The organism is Streptomyces sp. ISL-36, assembly GCF_018614205.1.
Taxonomy (GTDB): domain Bacteria; phylum Actinomycetota; class Actinomycetes; order Streptomycetales; family Streptomycetaceae; genus Streptomyces.
On record NZ_JAGGOS010000024.1, the window covers coordinates 26,995 to 52,184 of the forward strand.

Here is a 25,190-nt window from a genome sequence, read left to right on the forward strand (position 1 = left end):
CCCTGCGCCGGTTCAGCCAGGGCCGCCGACCGGCCGCAGAACGCATGCGATCACAGAGACCGTCTGCATAGCCTGAGGTCAGACCCCAGGGGGGGCTCCTGGAGGTAGCGATGCCCGGTCGTCCCATCTGGAGCGGAGCCATCAGCTTCGGGCTGGTCACAATCCCCGTGAAGCTCGAACCTGCGACCGAATCCCACGGCATCAGCTTCAACCAGATCCACCTCGAGGACGGCGGCCGGATCCGCTACCGCAAGGTGTGCGACATCGACGGCAAGGAATTGCGCCAGGACGAGATCGGCAAGGGCTACGAAGTCTCCAAAGACCAGGTCATCCCGATCTCGGACGCCGAACTGGCCCAGATGCCGCTACCGACCGCAAAAGCGATCGACATCGTCGCGTTCGTCGACCGCGACAGCATCGACCCCATCCAGCTCGGCGAGGGCAACTACTACCTCAGCGCCGACGGCCAGGTCGCGGCCAAACCGTACGTCCTACTCCGCAAGGCCCTCGAACGAACGGACAAGGTCGCCATCGCCAAGTTCGCCCTCCGCGGCCGCGAACGCCTCGGCATGCTGCGGATCAAGGGCGACGCGCTCCTGCTGAACTCGATGCACTGGCCCGACGAGATCCGCTCCTCCGAGCCCGCCGCCCCCGAGAAGACGAACCTCTCCGAGGAGGAGATCGAGGGCGCACTCGCCCTGATGGACACCATGTCCGTCGAGCACCTCGACGACCTGGAGCTCGTCGACCACTACCGGGACGCGCTCGCCGAAGTCATCGAGGCGAAGGCCGAGCACCGCGCGCCGAAACCGGTCGAGGGCGAGGAGACGGCACCGGCCGGGAAACTCGTCGACCTGATGGCCGCCCTCGAGGAGTCCGTCGCCAAGGCCAAGGCCTCCCGCAGCGCACCCACCGGCGAGGACGCCACCGTCCACGAGATGCCGAAGCCGAAGAAGAAGACCGCGGCCAAGAAGACGACCGCGAAGAAGGCCCCGGCCAAGAAGACCACGGCGAAGAAAACGACCCGGAAGCGCGCGTCCTAAGCGGCGCCGCCGCCCGGCAGACGCCGCGGGGCCGGCTTGTCGATCCCGAGACTGCCCCAGGGTGCACAGATGTCGCACATCTCCATGGCGGGGAACTCCTGGAACGCGATCACTACCTCGTCGCGGCGAAGCAGGCCGAACTGCTCCTGGTACTGGCCGCAGTTCCCGCGGTGCAGCATCGGCTGGCCCTCTTCGGCACGGGACGGCTGGATCTTCCAGCCCAGCTCCCGCCGGGCGACCTCCCGGCGCCGCTGCTCTTCCCTCTCCTGCGCCTCGAGCTCACGGATCGTCTTCGCAGTCTGAGCCGTCTGGTACTCGAGCCACTGCAGCACCGCGCGCTGCTTCTCCAGCCGCTCCGATATCGACAGCATGACGGCCTCGCTACGCTGCGACGTCGACGGAAGCCGGGGGCATCGCCAGCTGCTTCAGCTCCATACGGGCCTTCACCACGGCCTCGTCCTTACCCAGACCGTCCCAGTACACGTGGTCCGAGACCTCGATCGACAGGTCCCGCACCAGAGTGAACAGGCGATCCGCCTCCGCCTTCTGCTCTGCGGTGTAACCCGGGCTGGGCTCACGCCCTCCGGTGACCTCCCCGGTGTAGGGGTGCACCTGCCCGGGCCAGCCCGGCAGAGGCTCGACGGACCACGGCAGGGTCCGGCAGAACCCCGCGTACTCGGCACGGGCCTGGTGCAGGCGGAGCTGGGCGTCGATCAGATCACTCGGGAAGGTTTCAGCCACGACCAGAATGATACTCCTGTTCGAATAACGGATTCGGCGGCACCACGGTCACACGGGCCGGGGTGAGCCGAAGACACGACAGGCGTCACAACTTCGCGTGTGTTGTCACCAGGGGTAGTCCCTGCGATCTGTCCCACCGCTCGTGCAGGGACCGGTTGTCGGGGGCTACGGATAGCGTGACCTGGTACGGCCGCGCCTTTCATACGGCCGTCCCGAAGTGGAGAGGACCGCGAACGTGGTGAGCGCGAGCAACATCCTGCGGGCAGCGTGGGTGCCCGATGACGACCCCGAGCGGGATTGGGTGATCGCAGCCGATCTGGCTGTGGAGTGGGTTCGGCAAGAATGCGCTGATCAGGGAGCCAGCGGCGTGCTCGTGCTCAATGCCTTCGGCGTGGAACAGAACATCCCGTCCCTGCGGCGCTTCGCAGCGGAACACGCTGTCACCACACCGCGTGCATCCCGAGACCGTGTCGCCCGCGGCAAAGGGCCCGTTCTGGCATACGTTCCGGACGAGAAGACGCTCGACTTCGCCGCGAGCCTGGCCCGTGGGTCTTCGCTGGCCATCGTGGAGAGCGTCCACGGCTTCCCACTCGAAGGCTGGGCGCGCCAACTCGGCGCCATCGACCTCACCCGACCCGACGAGCAGCCCGAGCAACTCGATTCCGAGCTGGCCGCAGCAATCGACCGGCTGGACTTCTACAAGAACAACGGCTTCGGTGACCGATTCGGCAAGCAGCAAGCCCAACGCATCTTGCAGGACCTTCGCGGCGCAGGGCTACTGGAGCGGGACATCATCCTGGGAGCTCTGGCAGCCAAGGGCGCTTCCGATCGTGCAGTGCGGAACCTCGGAAAGCTCATCGACGCGATGGACCGCCGCTGAGCCCCCGCAACGGCCCGACTCATCCGCCTCAGCCATCTGCGGCGCGCTCGCGGCGACAAGTAGCGTGCAGATTCAGCGACAGCCACAAACAGCGAAGCGGGCCCGACACCCTGGGGGGGCGCCGGGCCCGCTTCCGGGGCGCGGCCGCGAGGGTCGGCACCAGCAGCGCGGGCCCCAGGACGTGCACGATCCCGTTCCAGCCCGGCGCCCGGGCCTCGAGCCGGCCACCCGCAACCGGTGAGCCGTGGACGACGAGCAGCGGCCACACCGACCCCGCCGGCATCCCGAGCGCGGCCGCCGCCCGCCGGGCGTACGACGCCACTGCCTCCACCTGCCGGTGCCTGTCCTCCGCCCCGCGGTGCACCCGCCCGCGCACCAGCGCCGTCGTACGGCCGCGGTGCCACCGCTTCGTGTCCAGGACCACCAGCGCGGTACCGCACGGCGAGACCAGGACATGGTCCAGGTTCGCCCTCGAGCCGGGGAGCGCCAGGTCGTGCCGTATGTGCCAGCCGAAGGCCTCGAGCCCGGCCAGCAGCCGACCTGTGGTCTGCCCCCCCTCCGCGCCGATGTCCCACCGCCTGGCTGCACTCCTGGAGCGCTGGGGTTTCCCAAACCCCAGCGCGGCAAGGAGCCGGCGCCACACGCTCCGCCGCCCCTGAGCACGTAACTCGGCGGCCCGCGCGGCCGCCGACCTCCCCACGCCCGTCATTGCCCCTGCCCTCCCGCCGCGACGGGCGTCGTCCTGCTGGCCAGCCCTCGGATCCCACCTGCGGAGAAGGCCCGGCTACGGGCCGAGCACGAGCGGTCCATGCGGGTTCTCGAAGAGATCGACACGGCAGCCGGAAAGGCCCGATGACATGGCACTGAGCCACCAGCAACGCGACCAGACCGAGCGGCGCATCCGCGCGGCCATCGACCGGCTGCTGGCCGGGCAGATCCCGCCCGGCGGCGCCTGCGACGTCAAGACGCTCGCCCGCGAGGCGGGCATCTCCCGCGCCTCTCTCTACCGGACCTGGGGCCACCTCAAGGACGAGTTCGAGAAGCGGCGGGCAGCGGTCTGGGCAGCCGGCCAGCGGCCCGACCCCCGCGAGGCCCGCATCGCCCGACTGCGGGACCTCAACCAGCGGCTCACCGGCAAACTTGCCCGCGCCCACACCACGCTCACCCAGCTCAAGGAGCGTCATCGGCTCCTTCTGTCTGTCCTGGCTGCCAAGGACGATGAGCTCCAGCGGCTCCGTCGCGAGCTGAGCACGTTCGACAACACTCTGGTGTCAGTCTCGGAAGTGGACCAGGGTGACGACGCTGCTGGTGTCGTCACCCTCCGCGCCGCTGATGTCACGGCAAGGTCGAGCCCCACAGACGACGTGATGGCCTCATGGGGTCTGCGGCGCCCTCGTATCTTTGCGCCATGACGAGCGAGAGAGAGCCACAGCTCTACGTGAACCGCTGGGGTGACACGTCGGATCCGGTCCCGGAACGACGCGGAATTCGCCAGGATGCTTGCGCCTGTTTCGACCAGTCCAGGCCGCATCCCCGAGCCCGGGTCGGATTTCACACCGAGCGCCAGGACACGTCCGCCCCGGGCTGGCTGCGTCTGCTGGAGCTGATTGACGAAGCCGCGGCCGACGGGCGCGAGGAATTCCGCCCTCTCGTGGAGCTCAGCCCCGAGGAACGGCGGCAGATCGTCACCCTGCCTCCGAGCATCGCGCGGCTGACCATGGTCAAGCACCTCGTGCTCTACGGCAGCAACCTGGTCCGGATACCGCCCGAGATCGGGGCCATGACGAGCCTTGAGGAGTTCACGCCCTACACCTCTTACCGGTTGCACTGGCTTCCTTACGAACTCACCCGGTGCCAGAAGCTGTCCCGCAGCACGGTGAGCACACGCGCACTGTTTGGCAACTACAAGTTGCGACCGCCTTTCCCCCGCCTGCAGCCTGACCTGGACTCCGTCACGGAGCTTGCCCTGGAAGACCTCGATCCCAGGCGCTGGGGCACCACAGCCGTCCACAGATGCAGCGTTTGCGACCGTCCGATCGAACAGGCTGGGCTCCGGCAGATGTGGATTTCACTGCGCATGGCCACTGACGTATTGCCCCTGCTGGTGAACGCCTGCTCATCGGCTTGCGTCGCCGCACTGCCCAGCGGTGCGCAGGACTACATCCACACGCCGCACAAGGGGGGCCAAGTCGACCAGCCGCCGTCCGATTGGGACTGACCGACCGGGCCCCGGACGTCATGCAACGATCACCCCGAGAGATGCAATCCGGAGCGAAGCGTTGACGCTGGACTACCGAGACACCAATGACCGAACGCGAGCACCACGCACCAGCCCCTGACCGAGACACGAGGGAGGGTGGACACGGCCTACGCCGCGTTAACGAACTGGTCCCCGACAGTGTGGGCGGTCCACAGGATCGCGAAGCGTTCCCACCGGATGGTGAGGCTGGTAGAGGTGTCCTGGGTGACTTCGAGCACGGAGATTCTCCGGATCCGTTGAGTGTACGTAATTACGTACACGCGCAAGGGGTTTCCATCGAATTCCTCCGCCCGGCGGGGGAGTTGGTCGGATCAGGCGAGGTCAGACGTCGGCCCGCAGACGAACCACCCGGGGCATGACGGCATGCCGGGTGGTGCCCTCTTCGACCTCGGCCACCAGGCCGGGCCGCACGCGGGTGTACTGCGTCTCGCCGGCGCGGGCCTGTACCTGCTCGTCGAGGGCGGGCAGCACAGGGGCGAGCTGCAGGCGTAGCGCGGTCGAAGCGGCGCGGTCACGGCCGGGTGGATGCGGCCAGCAAGCTGGAGTACGAGCGCGGCAGGCCGATCGGAGCGGCCGGTGAAGCCGACCACGGGGGCGTCGGATGTCTCGGTGTGCCGCAGTTTGAACCAGACGCGCTGCTCGCGGCGTGGGTAGCTCTGGGTCAGGCGTTTGATGACGAGCCCTTCGGTGCCGGCGGCTTCAGGTAGCAGGTCATGCCACAGCTGGGCCTGGTCGAGGTCGCGGGTCACCAGGACCGCCTGCAGCGGCGGGCCTACGTTGGCGAGTACCTGCTCGAGCAGCGCGCGGCGCCGCTCGCAGGGCAGGCTGCGGACGTCGCCCGCCTCGGTGGCCAGGATGTCGAAGGCGCCGTAAGAGGCGGGTCGTTGCGCGGCGAGCTGGGCGGCGCGGGCAGCGGCGGAGCTGGAGCACTGGAGGACCGCGGGGAAGTCCATGCGGCCTTCCCTCCAGATGACGGCCTCGCCGTCCAGGACGGTGCCGACGGGCAGCGCCTGCGCGGCGCGTGCGAGGTCAGGCCAGTTGGGTGTGACGATGTTGTTGCGGCGCGTCTGCAGGACGACGCCGTCGTCCAGGCGGAAGAGCAGCATTCTGATTCCATCCAGCTTCGGCTCGTAGGCGAGGCCTGGTCCTCGCGGCAGCGTGCGGACGATCGAGGCGAGCGCGATGGGCAGCGGGGGCCGCAGAGGCTGGGGGGTGCTCACCGGCCGAGCATCACAACGTCTGCGGCGGAGTAGGTGCCTTGCGGTCGGCGCGTCCTGGCGCCGCCGATTCTTTACGCCGTAAAGACCAGCGGGCGCGTCCGAGGGTGGAGCCGGCCGCGCCTGCAGCAGGGGGTTACTGGTCTCCGTCCGGGCCGTGGCGCAGGTAGTCGTAGACGTTGCAGGCCTTGGACCAGGCCCCGGAGGCTCGTTCGTGACCTTCCTGGGCAGCCAGGCGGGTGTAGAGGTCCGGGAGTTGCAGCCGGTGCCGTCGCCGCCTTCGTCGTCGTCCATCACCTCGGCGAGCGCGTACGGCGCGGACGGGACGCGCGCGTCCAGGTGTTCAAGCTCGGGGCGGTAGTCGCCGACGTCGATGACGGTCCCTTCGATGTGCTGGGTGTGCCGCATCTGGTAGCGGAGGGCGCCAGCCATCTGCTCCGCCTGGCGCTCCTTCTCGTACGGGCCGAGGCGGACCGGGTCGAGGCCGGGCCGGGTGAGAACGACGGCGTATCCGAACGGGTCGGTGTAGCGGATCGGCCGGCCGAGTTGGCGGGCGAAGGCGATCCCGGCGCGCGTGGAGTCGCCCGGTGGAGGTAGTCCAGCTGCTGCTTGAGTTCCTCGGCGCGCGGCGGGTCGTCCACAGCCGGTGCGGCTTCTTCATGTCGCAGCCGGGGGCGAGGACGATGCGGCCGGCGGCGGTCTCGCGGAGGTTGGTCTCGGCGAGCTCGTCCCAGAAGCGGGTGGAGCCGCACAGGCAGACGACGGTGGGCCGGTCCGACGGGTACTGGACCGGCAGCGAGCGCAGTACAGCGGCCGCGGTGGCGCCGTCGGTGATCTGGCTGGTGTGGGTGAGGAGGGCGGCGGCGTGCTAGTCGCGCAGCTGCTGCTCAAAGGTCATGACGGGTCGGTTCCTTCGCGCTGGGCGGGGCGGGGGACGGGGAGGTCGAAGAGGGGGACTTGGTGCGCTCGAGCTCGAGGCGTTCCACGAACGCGTTACCGCGGGCTGTGACGCACTCGGGGCACAGGTGCCGGGTGGTGGCGATCCAGCCCTCGGAGGTCATGCGCCGGGCCCAGGCCGGATCCAGCTGGGGTGTGGGCAGGGTGAGTTCGAAGTCGCTGTCCTCGTCGGGGCCCTGTGCGCAGTAGGTGGCGCCGCAGTTGTCGCAGCCCACGACGTAGACGGTGCGGGGCAGAAGGCTCATGAGTCTCTCCGGACGGGACGGGCCGGCCGGTTGCTGGCCGGCCCGGCGGTCGCCGACAGGGCGAGGGCTCTGTCAGAACGGGGGTTCGTCGCTGTAGCCGCCGGCCGCGCTGCTCCAGGGATCGCTGGCGTGGTGGGCGGTGGCGGGCTCGTACGCCAGATCGGGCGTGTAGGCGCTGCAGAGGGTGTACTCGCTGCGCTCGGCGTCGTACTTCCTGCCGGTGCCGCGGCATCCGATGCAGTCGGCGGCGTGCGGGTCGTCGTCTTCCCCGCGCAGGCAGATGACGGGCTCGGCGTGGACGGGGATGCCGTCGTTCTGCCAGATGACCGGCTCGATGACCCAGCCCGATCCCTGGCAGCCGCCGGGGCAGTTCGGCGGGTGCGGGCTGTCGTCCTCGAGGTGCTGCTGGTACTGACCGCGCAGCCAGGTGCGCGCGGCCTCGGCCGGCAGCGGCATCAGCCAGTCGGCGCGGCGCAGGGCGTTCGCGGCAGCCGCGGCCTGGGCGCCGTGGTGGCCGTCGGCCGCGTCGGCGAGGGCGACCAGGTCGGCGATGACGGCGCGCAGCAGCAGCACGGTACGGCGCCGGTCGGCGACGTAGTCGGGGTGGAAGGCCTCGGTGTCGCCGCGGACGGTGGCATACCGGGTCCAGAACTCTTCCTGTACCAATTCGGTCAGCAGCCGCGGGATGGACGGGGCGGGGCAGTAGGCGGGCGGGGCTGTGTCGGCGATCGGGGGGTGGTCGGTGATGGTCACGCTGGTCCCTTGGTCTCGGTGGTGGGTGGGAGGCCCGGGGCGGCCGGCTGAGCGTGGCGACCTGGCGGCCGCCCCGGGGCGGTGTCAGCTGGAGAGCCGGATCGGCATGAGCAGGTAGTCGAGCGCGTCGTCGCCCAGGTCGTCGCCGTTCTTGTTGGCGCCGGTGATCAGGGCGGGCTTGGTCGGGGCGACGATCGCGAACTTGATGGCGTCGGCGTCGATGGCGGCGAGGCCGTCCAGCAGGAAGGCAGGGTTGAAGGCGATGGCGAGCGGGGCACCGGTCACGGTGTCGAAGTCGGCGTCGATCCGGTCACGGGCCTGTGCGTCGTCGCTGCTGCCGGCGGTCAGCGAGAGGGCGCCCTGGCTGAAGTGGAGCTGGACGGGCTGGCCGCGCTCGGCGACGAGGGCGACGCGCTTGACGGCCGCGGTGAGTTCCTCGCTGTCGACGACGGCGGTGGCTTCGAACTCGGTGGGCCACAGGTTCTTGTAGTCGGGCAGCTGGCCTTCCAGAGCGCGCATCGTGGTGCTGCGTGAGGGGCCGGCCATGCCGAAGACGCCCTGGCTGGTGGGCAGGGCGAGCTCGACCTGTTCGGCATCGGCGAGCATCTTGGCGGAGTCGAGCAGGGCCTTGGCGGGGATGACTGCCTGGCCTTCGGTCATGTCGCTGGTGGACGTGAAGTCGATGCTGCGGACGGCGAAGCGGTAGCGGTCGGTGGCCGCGAGGGTGAGCTTGCCGTCGGCGACGGTGAGGTGGATGCCGGTCAGGAGGGGCAGGGTGTCGTCGCGGCCGGCGGCGGAGGCGACCTGGGCGACGGCGTGGGCGAAGTCGCGGCCGGTGGCGGTGCCGGAGGCGTCGCCGAGCTTGGGCAGGCTCGGGTACTCCTCCAGCGGCAGGGTGTGCAGGGTGTAGCGGGTGCTGCCGGAGGTCAGGACGAGCCGGGGGCCGACCAGTTCGAGGTCGACCGGGTTCTTGCCTTTGACGGTGCGGGTGATGTCGGACAGCAGGCGGCCGGGGACCAGGACGCTGCCGGCCTTCGTGATGTCGGCGGCCAGGGTGGCCTGAGCGGACACCTCGTAGTCGAACGCGGCGACGGTCAGCTGCCCGGCGGCGGCCTCCAGCTTGAGGCCGGCGAGGACGGGCGCGGGCGGCCGGCCGGGCAGGGCGCGGGCTGCGTCGGCGACGGCGGCGGCGAACGGGGCGTGTTCGAGGCGGAGCTTCATGGGTGTCGGTGTCCTTATCTCAGGCGGAGACGGTGGCAGGGGCGGGCGTGGTGAGGTGGCTGCGCAGGTGGGTGTCGCGGACGTACTCCAGCGCGGCCCGGGTGCCGCTCTTGTCGGTCCAGGTGCAGGCGGAGCAGGTGGCGACGTAGGCGTCCCGGCCGGTGCAGCCGGCTTCCTTGGGCTTGCCAGTGGTGGTGACCTTGTGGGTGCAGACGGTTCCGTCGGCGTGGACGGGCTTGATGGTGGCGGTGATGCTGGCCATCAGGGGTGGACCTCCGTGGTCTCGGTGCTGTTGGAGTGGGTGAAGAAGGGCAGCGGCTCGTCGTGCACGGTCGCGGGGGCGGCGGGGAGGGCGGGCGGCAGGGCCGGCTCGGTCGGCACGGCCAGGTCGACGACCGCTTCGAGGGCGAGCTGCCCGGCGGCGGCCAGGTCGGCGGCGCGGGTGAGCGCGGCGGTGACGCGGTGGTGGGCCCGGTCGTGGTGGAGGTGGCAGCCGGCGCACATCACGACCAGGTTGTCCGGGCGGACGTCCTCGGGCTGGTGGTTGAGGTGGGCGGTGGTCAGGACGACGGTCGTGCCGGTGCCGTAGGCGGCCTGGCCGTGCCGGTTGGGGCAGCGGCCCGGGTGGGTGCCACGGCCGCACTGGCCGGTGCAGGCGCAGCGCCAGCCCGCGGCTTCCTTCGCGGCGAGGGAGATGGCCGGCCAGTCGCCGGGGTATCGGTCCTTGTTCTCCGGTCGGATCGGCATCGGTCATTCCTCCTTCGGTTCGATGGCGACCAGGCGGCCGATCCGGGCGACGGTGTGGCCGAGGTGTCGGGCGGCAAGGTGAATCAGGTACTCGGTGGTGATCTCCCAGGTGGCGAGCGGGAGGTCGACCAGTCCGGGCGGTGGGATGCTGCGGGCGTTGTGGCCGATGCGGATCAGGGCCTGGGCGAGGCGCTGGTCGTAGGCGGCCTGACTCTCGGATTTGCGCCGGTCGGTCTCCAAGGCGGCCGCCCAGCGCATCAGCGGCCGCTTTTCCCTGGCCGGGGGTCCGTACCTCTGGGGCCGGTTGAGCTCCCAGACCGGGTCGGGGTCCTCGGGGCGGGCGGCGGCGACGATCGCCTCCACTCCCCCGCCGGGCACCGGCCGCGTGGTGTAGAGCAGCGCGTACGCGCCGAAGCCGGCGCCGCCGCCGGTACGAAGCAGGGTGACCCGCCCCGTACCGGTGAGCGGCTGGCCGCCGTCCGCGTCGGCGGGTAAGGCGGCCATCGGTTACCCGGCCTGGCGCTGCGCGGGGACGGCCGCCTTGCCGTCCCGGTTGTTCCAGGCGTCCATGACGTCCTTGGAGATGGAGCCGACCTGCGAGACGGCCATCCCCTGGGCGCGGGCCCAGGCCCGGATCTCGCCACGTCGGCGCTTGTCGCCCAGCGACTGACCGCTGGCGGCCGGCTTCGTCGCCTTGCCGCCGTTCTTCAGGCGCCGCAGCTTGGCCTGGGCCTTGGTCAGGGTCTGGGTCGCCTCGGCGACTTCCTTCTCGGCCGCCTCGATCGCGGAAGCGTCGCGCTTCAGCTGCTGCAGCTCGGTCAGGCCGGCGCGGGTGCGGGCCGCCAGGTTGCGGATGCGAGCGGTGTGGCTGTTCTCGCCCCAGGCCAGGGCGGCCAGAGCGTGCGCCAGTTGCGGGTCGACGTCCGGGATCGTGGAGGCTCCGGCCTTGGTGTGGGCTCGGGTCAGTCCTTCGGTCTCGGCGATGGCGGCGATCTCGCCCACGGTCGCGTCGGGCAGCTGCGCGCGGATGTCGTCGGCGGTGGCGCCGTTGTTCAGCATGTCGACGATGGCGGCACGGTAGGCGTCGTTCACTTCGGCTCCTTCGGGGCGGTGGTGGTGAATTCGCGGCACAGCTGGGAGCGCCGGGTGCGGGTGGTGCCGGCCCAGATGGCGTCGCCGGCGTCGGTCGGGTGGTCGATGGCCCAGGCCAGGCACGCCTCGCGGGTCGGGCAGCGGCGGCAGGCCAGTTGAGCAGCGGCTCGGTCGTTGGAGTCGTCGCTGGTCCACCAGTCGGGGTCGGAGTCCGGGGCCTGGCAGGGCTCGGCACCGGTGAACCGGGGGAAGGGGGCGAGGCGGCCGCTCACGACGTGGTTCCGATCGGGCGGACCACGTGCATGTCGCCGTCGCGGTCGGCGTGGGTGTGGGCGCCGTCGCCGAGCTCGGCGGCCAGGTGGTCGGCGATGCGGGTGTTGTCGTGCCTGCTGGCGAAGACGGTCTGAAGCACGGCGGCCGGGCGGCCGGCGCACTGGCGGCAGGCGGTCACGCTCGGGCGGGGCGGGGCGGTGGTCATGACTTGCGCTCCCCCTGCGGCCGGACGTTGTCGATGCCGCCCACGGTCGGCAGCAGCAGTTCGAACGGCTCCCATGCCTCGAGCCGGTACATCTCGAGCACCTCGACCGGCAGCTCGGCGCCGAGGGAGTGGTCGTTGTACGGGAGCAGTTCCGGGACGACGTTGGCGTGTTCGCCGTCGTCGGTGTCGTCGGCGGCCTGGTCGATGTCGGCGAAAGTGACGAAGACGCCGGTGTGGGTGCGCTCCAGGACGTACAGCCGCCGGGCGGGGGCCTCTTCGGGGTCGACGTCGTCGCGGCGGACCCAGATCTGTCGGGTGGCGGCGAGGACGGCCGGGTCGCCGGCGTCGGCCGCGTCGGTGATCCGCTGGTAGGCATCAGCGCGGTCGAGCTGCTCGCGGCCGACGAGGTCCTGGACGGCGGCGGTGAGGTGGTCGCCCAGCGCCTGGGCGCCGATGAGGTGGTTAAGGGACTTCAGGGTGCTCATGCCAGGGCCGCCTTCCGGGAGTTGCGGGGGCGGGGGGTGTGGGCGTCGACGGCGGCCAGGAGCCGCTGGAGGGCGGAGCCGCGCCGGGTGCTGCGGAGGGTGGCGGGCATGCCGCAGTTCCAGCAGTGGTCCAGGCGACGAAGCACTGCTCGCGCTCGCAGACGGACTCCGGGATGGTGCTCAGGCGGGGGCTGCGGCGGGCGATGGCGCGCATGATCGCGGCGGTGGTGCGCTGCGTGGTCTTCGGCCGGACGGTCGGGGCGTGCATGATGGGGTTTCTCCTTCTCCGCTGCTGCGGGGTGAGGGGCCCGGGGCGGCCGGCGGTTTCTCAGGCCTTGTGCGGCCGCCCCGGGGCGTAGTCACAGGACGATCTGCTTCTTCTCGGCGCGGTCCCAGCACAGCTCCCAGTCGGGGCGCAGTCCGCGGGCGGACCAGTCGACGCGGCTGGTGCCGGCGGGGATCGGCTGGCCGGACATGGCGTGCAGCTGGGCGATCTCGCAGGCGCGCAGGGCTGAGGCGATGGCGTCGCTGCTGTTCTCGGCCAGGCCGGTGAAGACGTGGACGCCCTTGCGGGTCTTGTCCTGCCGGTGCTCTATGGGGACGTCGATCTCCCACACGGTGCGGTGGCCCATCACTCCTCGGCCTCCGGGTCGTAGGCGGGGCTGAGGGGCACCGGGACGACGGTGTACTGGGTGGGGTGTTCGTCGTCGCTGGCGGGGTGGAACAGGACGAGCTCCTCGATGGCCTCGGTGTCGCCGGAGTCGGGGATCCAGGCCTCGATCCAGCCGGTCCGCTCGCCGTCCCGGCCGGCCATGTCGGATGCGTGGTTGCGGGCGGCCTCGCGGCTGGTGTAGAGGCCGAGGGGCAGCCCGGCGCGGTCGTCTTCGGCCCGGTAGATGGTGAGGTCAGCGGGCTCGTCTGCGGCGAGGTGGGTGATGCCGGGGAAGGCGGCCTCAGCGCGCTCCAGCCGCTGCTGAAGCTCCTTGACGTGGGTGAGCAGCCGGGCGACGTTGTCGTTGTGGCTCTGGTCGCGGATGTCGGCGAGCCAGCTGGGCTCTGCGGAGGTGCTGGACCCCTGGCCTGCTGACGACGTGCGCAGCTCGTCTCGCAACGGGTCGGTGGGGTAGCGGACGATGGACTGGGTGAAGAAGTCGCCGTCCTCCACCATGCCGAGGGCGAGCGGGTGGCCAGCGTCGAGGTCGTCGGCGAGGACGCGGAGGCCGGCGGTGTAACTGGCCAGTTCATCGGGGGTGGCGAAGAGAGCGGGGCGGGCCTTCGGGGTTGAACGGAATCGTACGAACACGGTGTGTTCCCTTCATTTGATGGTCCTGATGGGTGCCGGGCTGCCCGACCCCCCGCGTCGTCCGGGCCAGCTTGCGAACCGGACGTCACGGCCGATGGACAGGTCAGGCGTGGGGTGTGACCTCGGACCCGACGGCTTCGGCAAGGACAGGCCAGAGGAGGCTGTCCCGGCCGTACCGGAGGTCGACGAGGGTGACCGCGGTGGCGTTCGCAAGCGTGGCGAAGAGGTCGCGGTCGATAAGAGGTGCCGGCCACAGGACGGGCAGATACTCCGGGAGGACCGCACCGAAGACCGTGTAGTCCTGCCCGTCGACCTTCGTGACGGGGACTTCGGTGCCGGGCCGGTCGACGCACACCAGCAGCCCGGCGTCCCGCGCGGCGGTCGTGATGCGGCGCACCATCTGCTGGTTGTTCCGGTCGATCCAGCCGGTCACGGCGGCCCGCTGCTCCCACAGGACTCCGTCGCTGCCGAGCTCGATGAGGCCGGGCTGGGAGTTGTCGGTGAGGTAGCCGGCACGGTTGGCGGCCGCGAGGACCGGTACCAGGTGCGCGGGTTCCTCGTCGGGCCCGTAGTTGGGCGTGGCGCAGCTGGGATGGGAGGTGACCTCGCCTTCGAGCCAGCGGGCGGTCAGGCCGGCGAGGTCGGCGATGGAGCGGGCGGCGCGCCAGCGGGCGCGGTCGGTGCGGGTCATCCAGGGGAGTCGGATGCGCATGGTCGTCACTCCTTCCGGCTGATCAGGCGGGGAGGTGGGAGGCGAGGGATTCGGCGCCGTGGGCTTCGACCTCGCGGCGGTCGATGAGCCGCTCGTACTGCTTGACCTGTCGGCGCGGCAGCTTCTCGACGTCCCAGCAGTACCGCAGGTACGCGATGTGATGGGCGCGGGCCTGGGTGTTGCCGAGCTGGTGGGCGTGGGTGAGCTCGTGGACGACGGTGGCGTTGATGTCGGTCTCGGTGCGGGCCTTGCGCAGGTTGATGGGGATGACCACGCCGTTCGGGCCGAGCACGGTGATGCCGTACCTGCTGCGCCGGCCTCGGCGGCACTCGCGCCGGTGCGCGGCCTGGATCCGGTCGGACACGCCGGGGACAAGGGCGAGTTCGATGTCGGCCGTGAGGGCCGACCAGCGGTTGAGGTCGCCGACCACAACGAGCTGCACCGGGGGCAGGGCGCCGAAGCGGCCGGCGACGAGACGCGCGGCGTCGGGGGCGATGGACTCGGTGTGCTTGACGAGGCGGCGCTGAAAGTAGGAGACGCTGTCGCTGGTGACCGTGAGCATGACGAGGCCTTCCGGATACGAAGCGGGAGTTGGATGGTCAGCGGGCGGCGCGGGCGCGGGCGGCGGCGACCAGGAGCGCCTGGTGGACCTGCGCCTCGGTGCGAGTGAGCTGGTCGTTCCAGCCGGGGACCGAGCGGGAGCCGGTGACGGCGAGCAGGTGGCCGTTGGCCTCGGAGGCGGTGGCGCGGGTGCCGGTCCCGGAGCGGATCAGGTCGCGCTCGGCTCCGAGGATGCACACGCCTCGGCGGGACTCCATGACGAACTGCGTCCAGCCGCGGGTCTTGATGTGCTCGGACGTGGCTTCCAGGAAGTCGGCTGGGGCGATGGCCCGGTCGGGACTCGGCCGGCGTTCGGCAGCGAGGTGCCAGGTGACGCGCAGGGCCCCGACCAGCAGGACGCCGGCGCAGAGGGTTGTGTGCTTGAGCAGCCACCAGGCGGCCCGGGCGGCGATGATCGACGCCTTCTTCAGGAAGCGGCCGGTGGCGGAGGGGGTGCACGGGTCGGGCGGGCACGGCCCGGTGACGATGCCGGCCTGGCGGATGAGGGTGTCGGTGTCCGGGAGGACGATGGCGGGCCTGGCCGGTGCGGCGTCGGCGAGTGCGGCGGCCAGTTCCTCGGCGAGCGCTTCGGCGAAGGCTGCGTCGACTGCTGCGGCGAGGGCCGCTTCGGACCAGAAGGTCCGCGGAGCGGTCGCGGTCGCGGAGGCGGGCATGGCGAGGCCTTCCTGTCTGGGCACGGGGCGGGTTGGGGGAGGTCCGCGGGGCGGGCGGCTGAGTGGTTGGCGACCTGGCGGCCGGCCCCGGGAGGAGCGGGTGTCAGCGGGTGGTCACCGGCCGGTCTTGCGCAGCTCGTGGGTGTGGCACAGGACGGGGCTGATGAAGAGGCTGATCCCGTTCACCGTCCACCTGCCGGCAGTGAGCGGGCCCGGCGGGACCTCGTCCACGATGCGGCCGGTCTTGCCGACCGCGCGGGGGTCGTCTTCGCAGGAGTTGATCCGTACCTCGTCGCCTGCCTTGAACATGTCGCTCTCCTGATCAGTGGTTGACGGGTCTTGGGGTGGCGGGGCGGGAGGGGGGTCTACTCGGTGAAGGAGGCGTAGTCGCCGGGCGGGTAGACGTAGTTGGACAGTGCGCCCTCGGCCGCGACGGCTACGGCGCCGAGTCCGGCGATGGCTGCGGCGGCGACGGTGCTGTGGTCGGCGGCCGTGGAGGCGAGCAGGGAGGCGGCCTGGCTGGCGCGGCGGGCGCCGGCGGGCGAGCCGTCCGAGTTCGTCATCGCGTCGTACGCGGCGGAGCGGAGGCGGTCGCGCAGGCCCATGGCTTACTCCTCGTACTGGTCGGGTCGGGAGGCCCGGGGGCGGCCGGCTGAGTTTGGCGACCTGGCGGCCGGCCCCGGGGCGGGTTGCGTTAGCTGTACTTCTTGGTTTGCTTGAGGATGTAGTCGCGGGTGACGCCGAGGACTTCGGTGGCGTCGGTGCGAGCACCGTGGTACGCGCCGTCCAGCTCGGTCTTGACCGTCTTCCACATCTCGGCCTCTGCGGCCTCGCGGACCTTCTCGGTCTCTTCGAAGATCTTGTCCCGCCTGGCCTTGGCGGCGGCGAGCGTCTTCTTCAGGTCCTCGCGGGCCTTCGCGATCTCGTCGGATCGGGGGGTCATGTTTCTGCTCCTCGCGGTTATGAGGGACGATGGTTCCGGCCCCCTGCTCCGGTTGGAGCGGGTTGGGAGGCCCGGGGGCGGTGGGCTGAGTTTGGCGACCTGGCCGCCGTCCCCGGGGCGTAGCTACTTGCCGCCGCCCTTGAGCGCGGCGATCTGGTCGTGGCCGTAGCCGATGTTCTTGTCGGCGTTGCGCAGGTGCAGGACGGCGGCGAGCAGCCGCTGGTTCTCGTCGTCGTCGCCGCGGGCGGCGTACTCGGCGGCCAGGTTCCGCAGCGTAGAGAGCAGTTCGGGCACCAGGTTGCTGGCACGGAAGCTGTCCAGGACGTCGTCGATGTCGGCGCCGTTGTCGATGTCGGCGCGCAGCTGGGTCAGGCCCTCGGCGAGCTCGTACGTGATGTCGCCGTCCCAGCGGTCGGGGTCGATCAGCTCGATGACGTACTCGACGACCGCGTCGGTCGTGGTCTTGATGCCGAGGACGGCGACGGCGTAGAGCAGGACCGTCCAGTCGCTGGCGGTGGTGAGCCAGGCCGGGCCGGTGTGGGTGAGCCACAGGCCGACCATGACCAGGAGGGCGGCGCTGGCGACCGGGTCGGTGAGCCGGCGAACTCGCTTCAGGGCGCGGGTGGTGAGGCGGCGGGCGGTGCCGGCGGTGGGCGACTGGCCGGCCTCGGCGGAGATGTCTGCCATCTGCTGCTCCTTCAGGGGCGTGGTGCTGCGGGCTGCGGGTCGGGAGGCCCGGGGCGGCCGGCTGAACTTGGCGACCTGGCGGCCGCCCCCGGGGGGATGGGTGCTACCAGACGCGGCCGTTGTGGGTGGAGGTCTTCAGGTCCAGGTGACCGGCGCCCCGAACGCGGATGTTGCCGTTGTGGGTGCGGGCGGCGAGCCTGCCGCTGGAGGCCGGGGTCGCGCTGATGGTGACGTCACCGTTGTGGGTGCGGGCGGAGCCGCGCTGGCCGTTGTAGGCGCCGATGGTGATGGAGCCGTTGTGGGTGCTGGCCTCCATGTCGGTGTCGACGCGGTCGACCAGGACGGAGCCGTTGTGGGTCTCGGCCTCCAGGCTCTCGACGCCTCCGGCCTGGACGGAGCCGTTGCGGGCGTCGAGCCGCAGGTTCTTCAGGTCCCCCCGGACGGTCGTCTCGGCGTTCTTGGTGTTGACCGCGAGGGAGGATCCGGCCGGGACGGTGACGTCGACGGTGATGGTGCCGCTGCCGGAGACGACGGTGCCCTGGTCGGCGACGACTCGTCCGCCGGAGACGATCCTGCGACCGCCGATGGTGATGTCGCCGCCGCTGATGACCACGCCGCTGCTGCTGCCGACGACCACGCTGTTGCCGCCGAAGCTGAAGACGCTGCCACCGGCGCTGAACACCGTGCCGCCGTTGGTGTCGTCGTCGGGGACGACCACGCGGAGCTTGGTGCCGTTCTCGGTGAAGGTGGTGTTCGTGACCGCGTCGGCGGTCGGGCCCTCGACGTCGGTGGTGTGGACGGTGACCTGGGCCTGAGTGGCCTTCGGGTCGACCGTGACGTTGATGCGGCCGCCTGAGACCTTGACGTCCAGCTCGATGGCTCCGGCATGGGCCGCGGTGCGATTCTTCTGCGTCACTTCTGCTTCTCCTCGTTGGGTGCGGGTTGGAAGGCCCGGGGCGGCCGGCTGAGTTGGCGACCTGGCGGCCGCCCCGGGTGCTTGCGACACCTCAATAATGCAGACTCCGAGTATTCATTTCAAGAGTATGCATACATCGAGTTCGGGTTTCTTGTGTTTCGGCTGGTCAGGTCGCTGTCGGTTAGCCCGATCAGGCACTGCCGTCACGGGTCACGCTGACGATGGGGGCGTTGTTCGTGCCAGCGACGTGGACGCCGCCGGAGTTGCGGGAGGCGGCCGAGCTGACCGCGTCTCTGACTGCGGCGGCCTGGTCGGCGAGGAGTGGGACGCCGGGTCCGGTGGCGTTGACACGGATGGGCTGGCTGCTGTCCCCGTGGACCGTGACGGCCTGACCGGCGCCGCCGCGGCCGCCGTTCTTCCCCCTCGCGCTGGCGCCGGAGGCCGGGGCGCGGCGCTGCGGCGGAGTGTTGCCGGAGCGGGCCCGTTCGGCCTTGCGTTCGGCGGCCGCCATGGCTGCGGCGACGGGGCCGGCGCACTCGGTGCAGGTGATGCTAATGCCGGGCGCGGTGATGCTGCCGGAGTCCTCGCAGACCAGGCAGGCCGGGCCCTTTTTGGGGGCCTCCATGCCGTAGGCCTTGCGGTACCTGGCGACCGAGGGGATCTTCAGCTCGGGCTCCCCCTTGGGTGCCTTGCCGCCCGTCGCGGCGGCCGACTTCGCGGTCTTCGGCGAGTCTGCGGGCACGCCGCCGGCCTGGAGCGTCCAGGCGCCGCGCAGGACGGCGGAGACGGGGGTGAAGGCGAGGTCGAGCGCCTTCTTCTTCGCCTTGCGGATCGGCTTGCGCACTGCGCGCCTGATCCGGGTCTTGGCCTTGCGCGTGGCGTACTTGGCGACGTACTTGGTGGCGGCGGTGATCTCGGCGGCGTAGTCGATCGGGGGCGGCGGTTCCTCGCCGAATCCGGCGTCGATGATCCACAGCGCCTCGGGCTGGGTGTCGACGTAGCCGTGGAGTTCGGCGTAGGTGCGGAAGTGGTCGGGGTCGACGAGGGGTTCGGGCCAGAGGTGGCCGGCCGGGCAGAGGACCTGGACGACGTCCTGGGCGCCGCGCTCATGGAAGAGGGTGAGGCCGGTGTCGGCGGCGCAGATCGGGCAGGTGACGGGGAGGGTCTGCCAGACGGTGCGGAGGGTGTGGGCCGGGTCCTGCCGGAGGTACATGAATCGGCGCTCGGCAGCGATCCGGTAGTAACCGGCGGCCGGGTCGTTGGGCCGCAGCGGGTTGAAGGTCATAACGGACTCCCGTGATCTTTCGGGCGGGGAACGGGCGGGAACGGGGAGGAACCTGCAGGTCAGAGCGGGGGAACGCTGCCGGAACGGGGGCCCGGCGGCGGAACACTGTTCCCGATCTCTCGAGGTGTTCCGCCCGTGTTCTCGAGCTGTTCCGGGCCCCTGACCTGCATGTTCCTGACGTGTTCCGGTCGGTCAGGAGCCGTCCCCGTCCTCGCCGGTGATCTTCTTGAGGTGCCGCAGGCAGTAGCCCTTGACCGTGTTCTTCTCGCCGGGGCGCCGGTAGCTGTCGGTCGTCCAGGACTTGCCGGCCGGGGCGAGCACCGCCTTGATCGCCGCCTTGAGCGCGGCGGCGCGGGCCGTCTCCCGCGCGGCGGCGTCGTCGCCGTCGAAGGCGGCGAGGTCCCAGCGGTCGGGGTCGACCTGGCCGAGGCCGGCGGCGATCTCCTCCAGCTGCAGGCCGCTCGGGTCGCTGAGCGCCGCGTAGACGTGCCGGATGGAGGTGATCAGCTGAGGGACGGTGTCCTGCGCGTCTCCCCCGGTGGTGTACATCTCGGCGCTCGCGTCCATCAGCTGCTTCAGCGTGATGCTGCTGAGCTTCGCGGACTCGGGGTCGATGTCGACCAGGCCGGCCTTCGCCCGCTCCTTGCCGCGGCGCAGCAGCTCGTCGTCGGTGGCGTAGCAGGCGCGGTACGGGATGGGCTCGCAGTAGGCGCTGCCGGCCATCACGTACGCCACGGAGGCGTCGTTGAGCTGTGCACCCATGGCGGGCACGAGCCGGTCGGCGCGCCAGCCCTGAGCGAGCATGCCGTCGCCGAGGATCTGGACGACGTCGTCCTTGTCGCAGGCGGCGAGCACCTGGACGGGCAGCTCAGTGAGCCACGTGTTGTCCTTGATCTTCTCCTTCGTGACGCCCTGCCCAGCGATGGCCTCCGTGACGTCGCTCTTGGCGGACGTGATCGCGAGCTCGGCGAGCATGCCGTCCAGGTCCCAGGGAACCTGCCGCTTGGCCTCTTCGTCGTAGTAGCCCTTGCGGCTCTCGCGGACCAGGGCGGGGAACTCGTCGACGATGACCTTGATGCCGGGCCGCTTGCGGGAGGTGACCCAGTTCTCGCCCATGCCGAGGCGGTCGAACAGCGCGGGGCGGCCCTTGCCGATGTCCAGCGCCCACCGCAACGCCCGGTACGCCTGCTCCGGGGTGGTGGCCACCACGTGCATCGCGTGCCGCAAGCCACCGAAACCGGATCCGGCGCTGCCCAGGTCGATGCCGATGATGATCTGGTCCTCGGTCGCGGTGAGCGCGTCGAGAACGGCCCGCAGAAGCGTGGACTTTCCCGACCGGCTCTTGCCGACGATGTTGACGTTGGTCCGGCACATCGGCAGGGCCAGGGGGCGGCCGGCCATGTCGGCGCCGATCTGGGCCTTGTGAATGTCGTTGGTGGAAAGAGATTGGGGTGCGCGGTAGGGGAGTTCGGGAACGGCCTGCCAGGGGTTGTCGCCCGGCACGCGAATGACGCAGTAATTGCGGGACTGGGCTGACTGCTGCAGCAGGATGCTGCCGGTGCGCACGCCGGGCAGGCAGGCCTCCAGCAGGTCCAGCCCGGCGGAGATCTTCTCCGGGCTCATCCGCTCCAGCCAGACGTGGATCTCAAAGCCCCACGCGTGCGGGTCGACCCGCAGCGCGGAGAGCGTGAGCTTCAGGTCCTCGGTCAGGGCCTGGCGCATCATCTGCTCGAACATCCGCGGGGTCATGCCGACGCTGACCTGCTGGGGAACGCCGGCCTCGATCTGCTCCAGCTTCTCCATCTCCTCCTCGGTCACTTCGACATCGCGGCCCAGCCAGGAGGCGCCGGCGAGATTGAGCACCAGGGCGCCAAGGAAGCCCCACACGTCCGCGAAGCCGTAGGCCGCCGCGTCGGCCACGATCAGCGGGCCGTAGGTGACGCCGGCGCGGATGGCGACGACCTTCTGCGCGTGCTTCTTCGCGCTCTGCGCGACGACCAGCTGCTTGCCGGCCTCCAGCTGCAGCGCCTGGGCCGCGGCCCGCTTCTTGTCGCGCTGCATGAGGGCGCGGCCGGCGCGGCGCGCGGCACGGTCGGCCTCCTTCACGGTGGCCAGGGCGAGGTTGACGTCCGCGCGGGCCTTGGCACCCTCGACCCCGACGACCCAGGCACGCATCCGCTTCTCGCCGCGGAAGACACGCGGCACGAAGCCGTGGACGGTGCGCTGCCGGGCGGCGGCCTTGCGCGCCCGCCGCCGGGCCTGCCGGCCGATGTAGCGGGCCCGGGCCTTGCGGCCTTCCGGGGTGCACAGCGCGGGGTTGATCCAGGGGCGGTCGCCCTCGGGGTCGGGGCGCAGCACCCACTCGTCGGCGGTGTAGACGGTGCCCTCCACCAGGCGGCCGTGCTCGGGCTCCGGCTCGTCGACCGGCTCGGCCGGCGCCACGGGGCCGCTCGACTCGGTCGGCTTGGCGAAGTCGACCGGCGCCGCCTCGGCCTGACGGGCCGACGGAAGCACGGTCACCGTGGCGGTCGGACCGTCCCCGTACAGCGCCTCATAGACCACGTCCAGGTCCTCGACCAGCTTGATCCGCACCTCGCGGGCCTTCGAGCCCTGGTCCTCGCCGACGACGCCGAGCGTCTCCAGCGCGTCCATTACGCGGCCGGCCTGCTCCCACCCGATGCGCAGCTTGCGCTGGAGCATGGACATGGAGCCGAACTGGGTGGAGACGAGCAGCTCGGCGGCCTCCCACAGCAGCTTCCGGTCAAGGGCACCGCTGCCGATTTCCGTCGTGGTGTCGATCTCGGTCATGCTGGTCACGCCTCCTTTGGGGTGGGCGCGAGACGGGTGCCGGGCTTCGCTTTGGTCGGTAGAGACCGGCGGTTTCGTCTCGCGCTCTTCAGCTGGTTGGTCTTCGCCTTACGCGGCGGCCGCTTCGTCGTTCGCGCCGCCGGGGCAGTCGTTGCAGACGCCGTACCGTCTGGGAATCTCGTAATCGCGTTCGTGCTTGCAGGCCGGGCATATCCGGCGGGCCCGCAGCGCCGTGTGGATCGACGCCCACATCGCCTCCGTCATCGGCCGTCGCGGTCGGGCCAGTTCGACCCGGTAGAGGTACGCGAACTTGTCGCCGCTGCGGGTCCGCCAGCCGAGCTGACCGGCGACCGGCTGGCCGCCCGGCCGGAGTCCGCGGGCCTTGAGCTGCCGCATCGTGGCCCACTCCTCCGGGGGCGGCCCCATCCGCCAGGGCCAGGTCGGGATCCCGAACCGCTTGCCTTCCGGATCGAAGTACCGGCGGTTCACCCGTGGCATCACGCGCTCCGCTGGTCACTGACCAGACGCGGCCCCCGAGCTGCCTTGGCCTTGGCGAGCCGGTCGTAGCACCAGGTCTTGCTCGGCACGCCGAGCTTGGCCGCAGCCTTCACGCCGTGGACTTCCTTGCGGCGGCGTACGGTCTCCTCTTCGACGCCCGCGCGGTTGGGAATTCGGCCAGCCTGGATCTCGCTGAGAATCCACGCCTCGATGGCCGCGTTCTCGTCCGCGCTGGCCGTCTTCGCGGTCTCCGCAGCGGCCTTCTTCGCGCCCGGCGAGAGCTTCCGCACGGTGTCCGTCGCGCGGGCCTTCCGTGTACGCGGGCGGGCGGTACCGCGCGTCCGCGCGGGCGCGGTTTCAGACCTGTGTGCGGACGGGGGGACGGACGTGTTGATCTGCGGAGATACCGTCCGCAACAGGTGCGTTCCAGGACGAATTACAAGCCCCGTGGACGACCCTTCGAAGACCCGCGTGGGGAGGATTGCGACCCCCTCCACGGAACCGTCCACGGACTCCCCAGGGCCACTCTCGGACGCCTTCCAGGACAGCGTTTCGGACAGCTTCTGACGCTCCAGGCGGACTGCCGCCAGCTCCTCCAGGACGACCGACCGGCGGCCCTCCGCGTCCACCAGATTGCCGAGCATGTCGGCCGACAGCAGCCGCAGCAGCTCGTCCGACAGCACCTCCGAGACGGCACCCTCGTACACCCCGTACGCGACGAGCCAGGCGTCTTCCTCGGACAGACGCTCGTACCCGGCAATCGCCCGGAGCCGTACGGCCGTTTCCCAGACCCTCGGCAGCTCCTTCTTGCGGACCTTGCGGGTCTTCTTCGCGTCCTTGCGGGCCTGACGCGCGGCCTTCATCTCGTCCCGGTAGGCACGGTGCCGGCCGAGCTGAACCAGCTGCCACACGACGATCGGGATGATGGACGACGCGGCCAGGATCGAACCGAGGGCAACGCCCCAGGTCTTGCCCCCGATGTCCGCGCCGTGCCAATAGTTCACGCTCGCGGCGAGCGACGCGAAGCAGTACACAGCGATCCGGTACGGCCACGGCGAACGCTTCTGCTTCATGGCCTTGGCTTCGCCGGCCGTCGCGGCCCAGGCCGAGCACTCCAGCATCACCGGCAGCAGCGTGACCAGCAGCCAGCCGAGCCAGCCCATCGACACGACCAGGCCGGTGTCCTTCAGCGACGATGCCTGGGAGATGAGCGCCGGCGCGATGCTGCACGCCATCACCGCGAGCGCGGCCGCCAGGTCCAGCTGCTCCGCGAGCCACTTCGGCGCCGCATTGACCTGGGCCACGAAGCGCTCGCGCCGCTCCTTGCGCCGCCGGGCCTGCTCGCGCCGGCGCTCCTTGTCGGCCTGCACCTTCGCGGCGAGAGCGGCCTGCTTCTTCGCGAGCTCGGCATCCGCCTCGTCCTTGCGCTCCCTGCGGATGCGCTCGGCCTCGCGGTCCTTCGCCTCCTGCTCGGCCGCCTGGCGCGCCTGCTCCTGCTCGAAGGCCAGCTGCTTCTCTTCTCGAGCGATCCGGGCCCGCAGCTCTTCATCCTCGCGGGCCTGTCGGGCCCTCAGCTCCTCGGCCTTACGGGCCTGTCGGGCCCGGGACTCCTGGTCCTCGCGCTTGGCGGTGCGGAAGTCGGTGATGCTCATCGGGTACCTCCGGCGGGGGCCGCCGCGTGCGGGGCGTAGTGGTACAGGGCGGCGACCAGGGCGATGACGACCCCGATGGCGAGACGCTGGCCGGCGTCGGCCATGAGGCCGAGCAGCCAGGCGCCGCCGGCGACGGCGAGGGGGATCTGCGCCCAGTTGAGGTCGGACAGTGCGCGGGTCAGGCCAGCGCGGATCTCGATCACGGCGTCGATGCCGCGGGCGTCCAGGTAGGCCAGGCCGGCGACCGGGAGCGCGAGAAGGATGCGCTGCCACCAGCTCGCCTGCAGGCCCAGCGCCCAGGCGGCGCCGAAGAGGATCAGACCCGTGATGGACCAGGTGGTGACCACGGCCTGAAGCCTGATCAGGGGCGGCCTCGCCGCGTCAGTGGTCGGGGTGTCAGTGGCGGTCGTGGCGCTCATGCGGCTCGCACCTCCGCCACCAGCTCGCGGACGGCGACCGCGGAGGCGGCGCCCATGCCGGCCCTGGCCTTGCCGATGAAGACCGGCAGCTCCGGCTCGGTCTGCAGCTGGTCCGCGCGGGCGATGTTCTCGTAGGCCTCGAAGTCGGCCTCGGACCAGTCGGCCGGGTCACCGTGCGCGTGCCGGAACAGCAGCGCCGGCGCGTCGACCGGCTCGCCGAGGACCACCCGGTGCAGCTCCGCCACCCGGGCCGCCTTGGCCTTCTCGCCGACCTTCGTCGCCTCGCCCTCGTCGATGCCGAGCATCACGTCGGCCAGGAACTCCAGGCGCTCCGCCCGCTCGTTCGCCGACTCGTCCGGCGCGCCGACCCACAGGGCGGTCTTCACGCCGGTCAGCAGCTGGAGCTCGAAGAGGGCCTCGACCCGGGCCAGTTCAGTGGACTGGGAGGCGGGTCGGTGACCTGCAATCATGGTGTTCACGGGTCGTTCTCCATTTCAGTCGGACGGCTCGTGCGCGGCTCTTCGGGTCTCTGCCAAGACCACCCGGAGAGCCGCTTTTTGCAGTTCAGACGGCA

General features: G+C 70.9%; 34 protein-coding genes and 1 pseudogene. 4 read left to right on the forward strand and 31 right to left on the reverse strand.

All coding sequences use genetic code 11. The features are described 5' to 3' along the window. Window positions 1–110: 110 nt before the first annotated feature. Complete coding sequence (locus J7E93_RS06520; RefSeq protein WP_215066309.1) at window positions 111–1,043, forward strand: Ku protein; 933 nt, start codon at window positions 111–113, stop codon at window positions 1,041–1,043. On the opposite strand, the gene J7E93_RS06525 is transcribed toward J7E93_RS06520, so the two are convergent. Continuing rightward, window positions 1,040–1,414: a DUF6233 domain-containing protein gene (locus tag J7E93_RS06525; RefSeq protein ID WP_215066311.1), complete on the reverse strand. Its 375-nt coding sequence runs from the start codon at window positions 1,412–1,414 to the stop codon at window positions 1,040–1,042. The genes J7E93_RS06520 and J7E93_RS06525 overlap by 4 nt on opposite strands. A 10-nt stretch (window positions 1,415–1,424) precedes the next feature. Beyond that, window positions 1,425–1,784, reverse strand: a complete 360-nt coding sequence (locus J7E93_RS06530; protein ID WP_215066313.1) for a hypothetical protein — start codon at window positions 1,782–1,784, stop codon at window positions 1,425–1,427. A 238-nt stretch (window positions 1,785–2,022) separates the two neighbouring features. Between J7E93_RS06530 and J7E93_RS06535 the strand changes: the two genes are divergently transcribed. After that, a complete protein-coding gene (locus tag J7E93_RS06535; protein WP_215066315.1) occupies window positions 2,023–2,664 on the forward strand; it encodes a hypothetical protein in 642 nt (213 codons plus the stop codon). A 28-nt stretch (window positions 2,665–2,692) separates the two neighbouring features. Here J7E93_RS06535 and J7E93_RS06540 read toward each other — a convergent pair whose 3' ends face one another. Then, complete coding sequence (locus tag J7E93_RS06540; RefSeq protein ID WP_215066316.1) at window positions 2,693–3,307, reverse strand: nuclease-related domain-containing protein; 615 nt, start codon at window positions 3,305–3,307, stop codon at window positions 2,693–2,695. A gap of 214 nt (window positions 3,308–3,521) precedes the next feature. Between J7E93_RS06540 and J7E93_RS06545 the strand changes: the two genes are divergently transcribed. Continuing rightward, window positions 3,522–4,076 (forward strand): hypothetical protein, encoded by a 555-nt coding sequence (locus J7E93_RS06545; protein ID WP_215066318.1) that lies wholly within the window; start codon window positions 3,522–3,524, stop codon window positions 4,074–4,076. Further along, window positions 4,073–4,882, forward strand: coding sequence for a leucine-rich repeat domain-containing protein (locus J7E93_RS06550; protein WP_251066143.1), 810 nt, complete (start codon window positions 4,073–4,075; stop codon window positions 4,880–4,882). The genes J7E93_RS06545 and J7E93_RS06550 overlap by 4 nt, the downstream gene beginning before the upstream one ends. Window positions 4,883–5,235: 353 nt before the next feature. Here the strand turns inward: J7E93_RS06550 and J7E93_RS06555 are convergent, their stop codons facing one another. The 28 genes and pseudogenes from J7E93_RS06555 to J7E93_RS06690 form a co-directional block, all read right to left on the reverse strand. Next, entirely contained in the window at window positions 5,236–6,144 is a 909-nt protein-coding gene (locus J7E93_RS06555; RefSeq protein ID WP_308367950.1) for an RNA ligase family protein, read from the reverse strand. Between the two features lie 513 nt (window positions 6,145–6,657). Continuing rightward, window positions 6,658–6,946, reverse strand: a pseudogene (locus tag J7E93_RS36815) (hypothetical protein); the annotation flags it as partial. A gap of 82 nt (window positions 6,947–7,028) precedes the next feature. After that, window positions 7,029–7,343 carry a hypothetical protein gene (locus J7E93_RS06565; RefSeq protein ID WP_215066321.1) on the reverse strand — a complete coding sequence of 105 codons (315 nt, stop codon included), beginning with the start codon at window positions 7,341–7,343 and terminating at the stop codon, window positions 7,029–7,031. Window positions 7,344–7,415: 72 nt separating this feature from the next. Further along, the gene (locus tag J7E93_RS06570) at window positions 7,416–8,096 is read right to left on the reverse strand and encodes a hypothetical protein (protein WP_215066323.1); all 681 of its coding nucleotides are present in this window, start codon (window positions 8,094–8,096) and stop codon (window positions 7,416–7,418) included. Window positions 8,097–8,180: 84 nt separating this feature from the next. Further along, entirely contained in the window at window positions 8,181–9,317 is a 1,137-nt protein-coding gene (gene dnaN, locus J7E93_RS06575; protein ID WP_215066325.1) for a DNA polymerase III subunit beta, read from the reverse strand. 19 nt (window positions 9,318–9,336) lie between these two features. Next, window positions 9,337–9,579: a hypothetical protein gene (locus tag J7E93_RS06580; protein ID WP_215066327.1), complete on the reverse strand. Its 243-nt coding sequence runs from the start codon at window positions 9,577–9,579 to the stop codon at window positions 9,337–9,339. Further along, on the reverse strand, window positions 9,579–10,064 hold the full coding sequence (locus tag J7E93_RS06585; RefSeq protein ID WP_215066329.1) for a hypothetical protein: 486 nt from the start codon (window positions 10,062–10,064) through the stop codon (window positions 9,579–9,581). The genes J7E93_RS06580 and J7E93_RS06585 overlap by 1 nt, the downstream gene beginning before the upstream one ends. A gap of 3 nt (window positions 10,065–10,067) precedes the next feature. Beyond that, the gene (locus J7E93_RS06590; protein WP_215066331.1) at window positions 10,068–10,568 is read right to left on the reverse strand and encodes a hypothetical protein; all 501 of its coding nucleotides are present in this window, start codon (window positions 10,566–10,568) and stop codon (window positions 10,068–10,070) included. A gap of 3 nt (window positions 10,569–10,571) precedes the next feature. Continuing rightward, entirely contained in the window at window positions 10,572–11,156 is a 585-nt protein-coding gene (locus J7E93_RS06595; protein ID WP_215066333.1) for a histone-like nucleoid-structuring protein Lsr2, read from the reverse strand. Continuing rightward, entirely contained in the window at window positions 11,153–11,428 is a 276-nt protein-coding gene (locus J7E93_RS36820; RefSeq protein WP_215066335.1) for a WhiB family transcriptional regulator, read from the reverse strand. The genes J7E93_RS06595 and J7E93_RS36820 overlap by 4 nt, the downstream gene beginning before the upstream one ends. Then, on the reverse strand, window positions 11,425–11,634 hold the full coding sequence (locus J7E93_RS06605; protein WP_215066337.1) for a hypothetical protein: 210 nt from the start codon (window positions 11,632–11,634) through the stop codon (window positions 11,425–11,427). Before J7E93_RS06605 ends, J7E93_RS36820 begins: the two co-directional genes overlap by 4 nt. Beyond that, entirely contained in the window at window positions 11,631–12,119 is a 489-nt protein-coding gene (locus J7E93_RS06610) for a hypothetical protein (RefSeq protein ID WP_215066339.1), read from the reverse strand. The genes J7E93_RS06605 and J7E93_RS06610 overlap by 4 nt, the downstream gene beginning before the upstream one ends. A gap of 359 nt (window positions 12,120–12,478) precedes the next feature. Continuing rightward, window positions 12,479–12,751, reverse strand: coding sequence for a hypothetical protein (locus tag J7E93_RS06615; RefSeq protein ID WP_215066341.1), 273 nt, complete (start codon window positions 12,749–12,751; stop codon window positions 12,479–12,481). Further along, window positions 12,751–13,422, reverse strand: coding sequence for a hypothetical protein (locus J7E93_RS06620; protein WP_215066343.1), 672 nt, complete (start codon window positions 13,420–13,422; stop codon window positions 12,751–12,753). Before J7E93_RS06620 ends, J7E93_RS06615 begins: the two co-directional genes overlap by 1 nt. 103 nt (window positions 13,423–13,525) lie before the next feature. Continuing rightward, complete coding sequence (locus J7E93_RS06625) at window positions 13,526–14,134, reverse strand: hypothetical protein (RefSeq protein WP_215066345.1); 609 nt, start codon at window positions 14,132–14,134, stop codon at window positions 13,526–13,528. A 22-nt stretch (window positions 14,135–14,156) separates the two neighbouring features. Further along, window positions 14,157–14,696: a hypothetical protein gene (locus J7E93_RS06630; RefSeq protein WP_215066346.1), complete on the reverse strand. Its 540-nt coding sequence runs from the start codon at window positions 14,694–14,696 to the stop codon at window positions 14,157–14,159. 37 nt (window positions 14,697–14,733) lie between these two features. Further along, the gene (locus J7E93_RS06635; protein ID WP_215066348.1) at window positions 14,734–15,408 is read right to left on the reverse strand and encodes a hypothetical protein; all 675 of its coding nucleotides are present in this window, start codon (window positions 15,406–15,408) and stop codon (window positions 14,734–14,736) included. 114 nt (window positions 15,409–15,522) lie between these two features. Continuing rightward, window positions 15,523–15,717 carry a hypothetical protein gene (locus tag J7E93_RS06640; protein WP_215066351.1) on the reverse strand — a complete coding sequence of 65 codons (195 nt, stop codon included), beginning with the start codon at window positions 15,715–15,717 and terminating at the stop codon, window positions 15,523–15,525. Window positions 15,718–15,773: 56 nt separating this feature from the next. Further along, complete coding sequence (locus J7E93_RS06645; RefSeq protein ID WP_215066353.1) at window positions 15,774–16,013, reverse strand: hypothetical protein; 240 nt, start codon at window positions 16,011–16,013, stop codon at window positions 15,774–15,776. A gap of 89 nt (window positions 16,014–16,102) precedes the next feature. After that, window positions 16,103–16,351 carry a hypothetical protein gene (locus tag J7E93_RS06650; protein WP_215066355.1) on the reverse strand — a complete coding sequence of 83 codons (249 nt, stop codon included), beginning with the start codon at window positions 16,349–16,351 and terminating at the stop codon, window positions 16,103–16,105. A gap of 123 nt (window positions 16,352–16,474) precedes the next feature. Then, a complete protein-coding gene (locus J7E93_RS06655; RefSeq protein ID WP_215066357.1) occupies window positions 16,475–17,038 on the reverse strand; it encodes a hypothetical protein in 564 nt (187 codons plus the stop codon). Window positions 17,039–17,141: 103 nt separating this feature from the next. Beyond that, window positions 17,142–17,954: a DUF4097 family beta strand repeat-containing protein gene (locus J7E93_RS06660; protein ID WP_215066359.1), complete on the reverse strand. Its 813-nt coding sequence runs from the start codon at window positions 17,952–17,954 to the stop codon at window positions 17,142–17,144. A 190-nt stretch (window positions 17,955–18,144) separates the two neighbouring features. Further along, window positions 18,145–19,239, reverse strand: a complete 1,095-nt coding sequence (locus J7E93_RS06665) for a hypothetical protein (protein WP_215066361.1) — start codon at window positions 19,237–19,239, stop codon at window positions 18,145–18,147. A gap of 192 nt (window positions 19,240–19,431) precedes the next feature. Then, window positions 19,432–22,047, reverse strand: coding sequence for a DNA translocase FtsK (locus J7E93_RS37995; RefSeq protein ID WP_215066364.1), 2,616 nt, complete (start codon window positions 22,045–22,047; stop codon window positions 19,432–19,434). Between the two features lie 108 nt (window positions 22,048–22,155). After that, on the reverse strand, window positions 22,156–22,545 hold the full coding sequence (locus tag J7E93_RS06675; RefSeq protein WP_215066365.1) for an RRQRL motif-containing zinc-binding protein: 390 nt from the start codon (window positions 22,543–22,545) through the stop codon (window positions 22,156–22,158). Then, window positions 22,545–24,197 (reverse strand): hypothetical protein, encoded by a 1,653-nt coding sequence (locus J7E93_RS06680; RefSeq protein ID WP_215066367.1) that lies wholly within the window; start codon window positions 24,195–24,197, stop codon window positions 22,545–22,547. Before J7E93_RS06680 ends, J7E93_RS06675 begins: the two co-directional genes overlap by 1 nt. Further along, a complete protein-coding gene (locus J7E93_RS06685) occupies window positions 24,194–24,616 on the reverse strand; it encodes a hypothetical protein (protein ID WP_215066369.1) in 423 nt (140 codons plus the stop codon). The genes J7E93_RS06680 and J7E93_RS06685 overlap by 4 nt, the downstream gene beginning before the upstream one ends. Next, entirely contained in the window at window positions 24,613–25,095 is a 483-nt protein-coding gene (locus J7E93_RS06690; protein ID WP_215066371.1) for a hypothetical protein, read from the reverse strand. Before J7E93_RS06690 ends, J7E93_RS06685 begins: the two co-directional genes overlap by 4 nt. Window positions 25,096–25,190: the final 95 nt, after the last annotated feature.

Coding starts and splice junctions, on each gene's coding strand:
- J7E93_RS06520 (WP_215066309.1), top strand. CDS start 111: ATGCCCGGTCGTCCCATCTGGAGCGGAGCCATCAGCTTCGGGCTGGTC.
- J7E93_RS06525 (WP_215066311.1), bottom strand. CDS start 1,414: ATGCTGTCGATATCGGAGCGGCTGGAGAAGCAGCGCGCGGTGCTGCAG.
- J7E93_RS06545 (WP_215066318.1), top strand. CDS start 3,522: ATGGCACTGAGCCACCAGCAACGCGACCAGACCGAGCGGCGCATCCGC.
- J7E93_RS06550 (WP_251066143.1), top strand. CDS start 4,073: ATGACGAGCGAGAGAGAGCCACAGCTCTACGTGAACCGCTGGGGTGAC.
- J7E93_RS06565 (WP_215066321.1), bottom strand. CDS start 7,343: ATGAGCCTTCTGCCCCGCACCGTCTACGTCGTGGGCTGCGACAACTGC.
- dnaN (WP_215066325.1), bottom strand. CDS start 9,317: ATGAAGCTCCGCCTCGAACACGCCCCGTTCGCCGCCGCCGTCGCCGAC.
- J7E93_RS06580 (WP_215066327.1), bottom strand. CDS start 9,579: ATGGCCAGCATCACCGCCACCATCAAGCCCGTCCACGCCGACGGAACC.
- J7E93_RS06585 (WP_215066329.1), bottom strand. CDS start 10,064: ATGCCGATCCGACCGGAGAACAAGGACCGATACCCCGGCGACTGGCCG.
- J7E93_RS06590 (WP_215066331.1), bottom strand. CDS start 10,568: ATGGCCGCCTTACCCGCCGACGCGGACGGCGGCCAGCCGCTCACCGGT.
- J7E93_RS06605 (WP_215066337.1), bottom strand. CDS start 11,634: ATGACCACCGCCCCGCCCCGCCCGAGCGTGACCGCCTGCCGCCAGTGC.
- J7E93_RS06610 (WP_215066339.1), bottom strand. CDS start 12,119: ATGAGCACCCTGAAGTCCCTTAACCACCTCATCGGCGCCCAGGCGCTG.
- J7E93_RS06615 (WP_215066341.1), bottom strand. CDS start 12,751: ATGGGCCACCGCACCGTGTGGGAGATCGACGTCCCCATAGAGCACCGG.
- J7E93_RS06625 (WP_215066345.1), bottom strand. CDS start 14,134: ATGCGCATCCGACTCCCCTGGATGACCCGCACCGACCGCGCCCGCTGG.
- J7E93_RS06630 (WP_215066346.1), bottom strand. CDS start 14,696: ATGCTCACGGTCACCAGCGACAGCGTCTCCTACTTTCAGCGCCGCCTC.
- J7E93_RS06635 (WP_215066348.1), bottom strand. CDS start 15,408: ATGCCCGCCTCCGCGACCGCGACCGCTCCGCGGACCTTCTGGTCCGAA.
- J7E93_RS06640 (WP_215066351.1), bottom strand. CDS start 15,717: ATGTTCAAGGCAGGCGACGAGGTACGGATCAACTCCTGCGAAGACGAC.
- J7E93_RS06645 (WP_215066353.1), bottom strand. CDS start 16,013: ATGGGCCTGCGCGACCGCCTCCGCTCCGCCGCGTACGACGCGATGACG.
- J7E93_RS06650 (WP_215066355.1), bottom strand. CDS start 16,351: ATGACCCCCCGATCCGACGAGATCGCGAAGGCCCGCGAGGACCTGAAG.
- J7E93_RS06655 (WP_215066357.1), bottom strand. CDS start 17,038: ATGGCAGACATCTCCGCCGAGGCCGGCCAGTCGCCCACCGCCGGCACC.
- J7E93_RS06665 (WP_215066361.1), bottom strand. CDS start 19,239: ATGACCTTCAACCCGCTGCGGCCCAACGACCCGGCCGCCGGTTACTAC.
- J7E93_RS37995 (WP_215066364.1), bottom strand. CDS start 22,047: ATGACCGAGATCGACACCACGACGGAAATCGGCAGCGGTGCCCTTGAC.
- J7E93_RS06675 (WP_215066365.1), bottom strand. CDS start 22,545: ATGCCACGGGTGAACCGCCGGTACTTCGATCCGGAAGGCAAGCGGTTC.
- J7E93_RS06680 (WP_215066367.1), bottom strand. CDS start 24,197: ATGAGCATCACCGACTTCCGCACCGCCAAGCGCGAGGACCAGGAGTCC.
- J7E93_RS06685 (WP_215066369.1), bottom strand. CDS start 24,616: ATGAGCGCCACGACCGCCACTGACACCCCGACCACTGACGCGGCGAGG.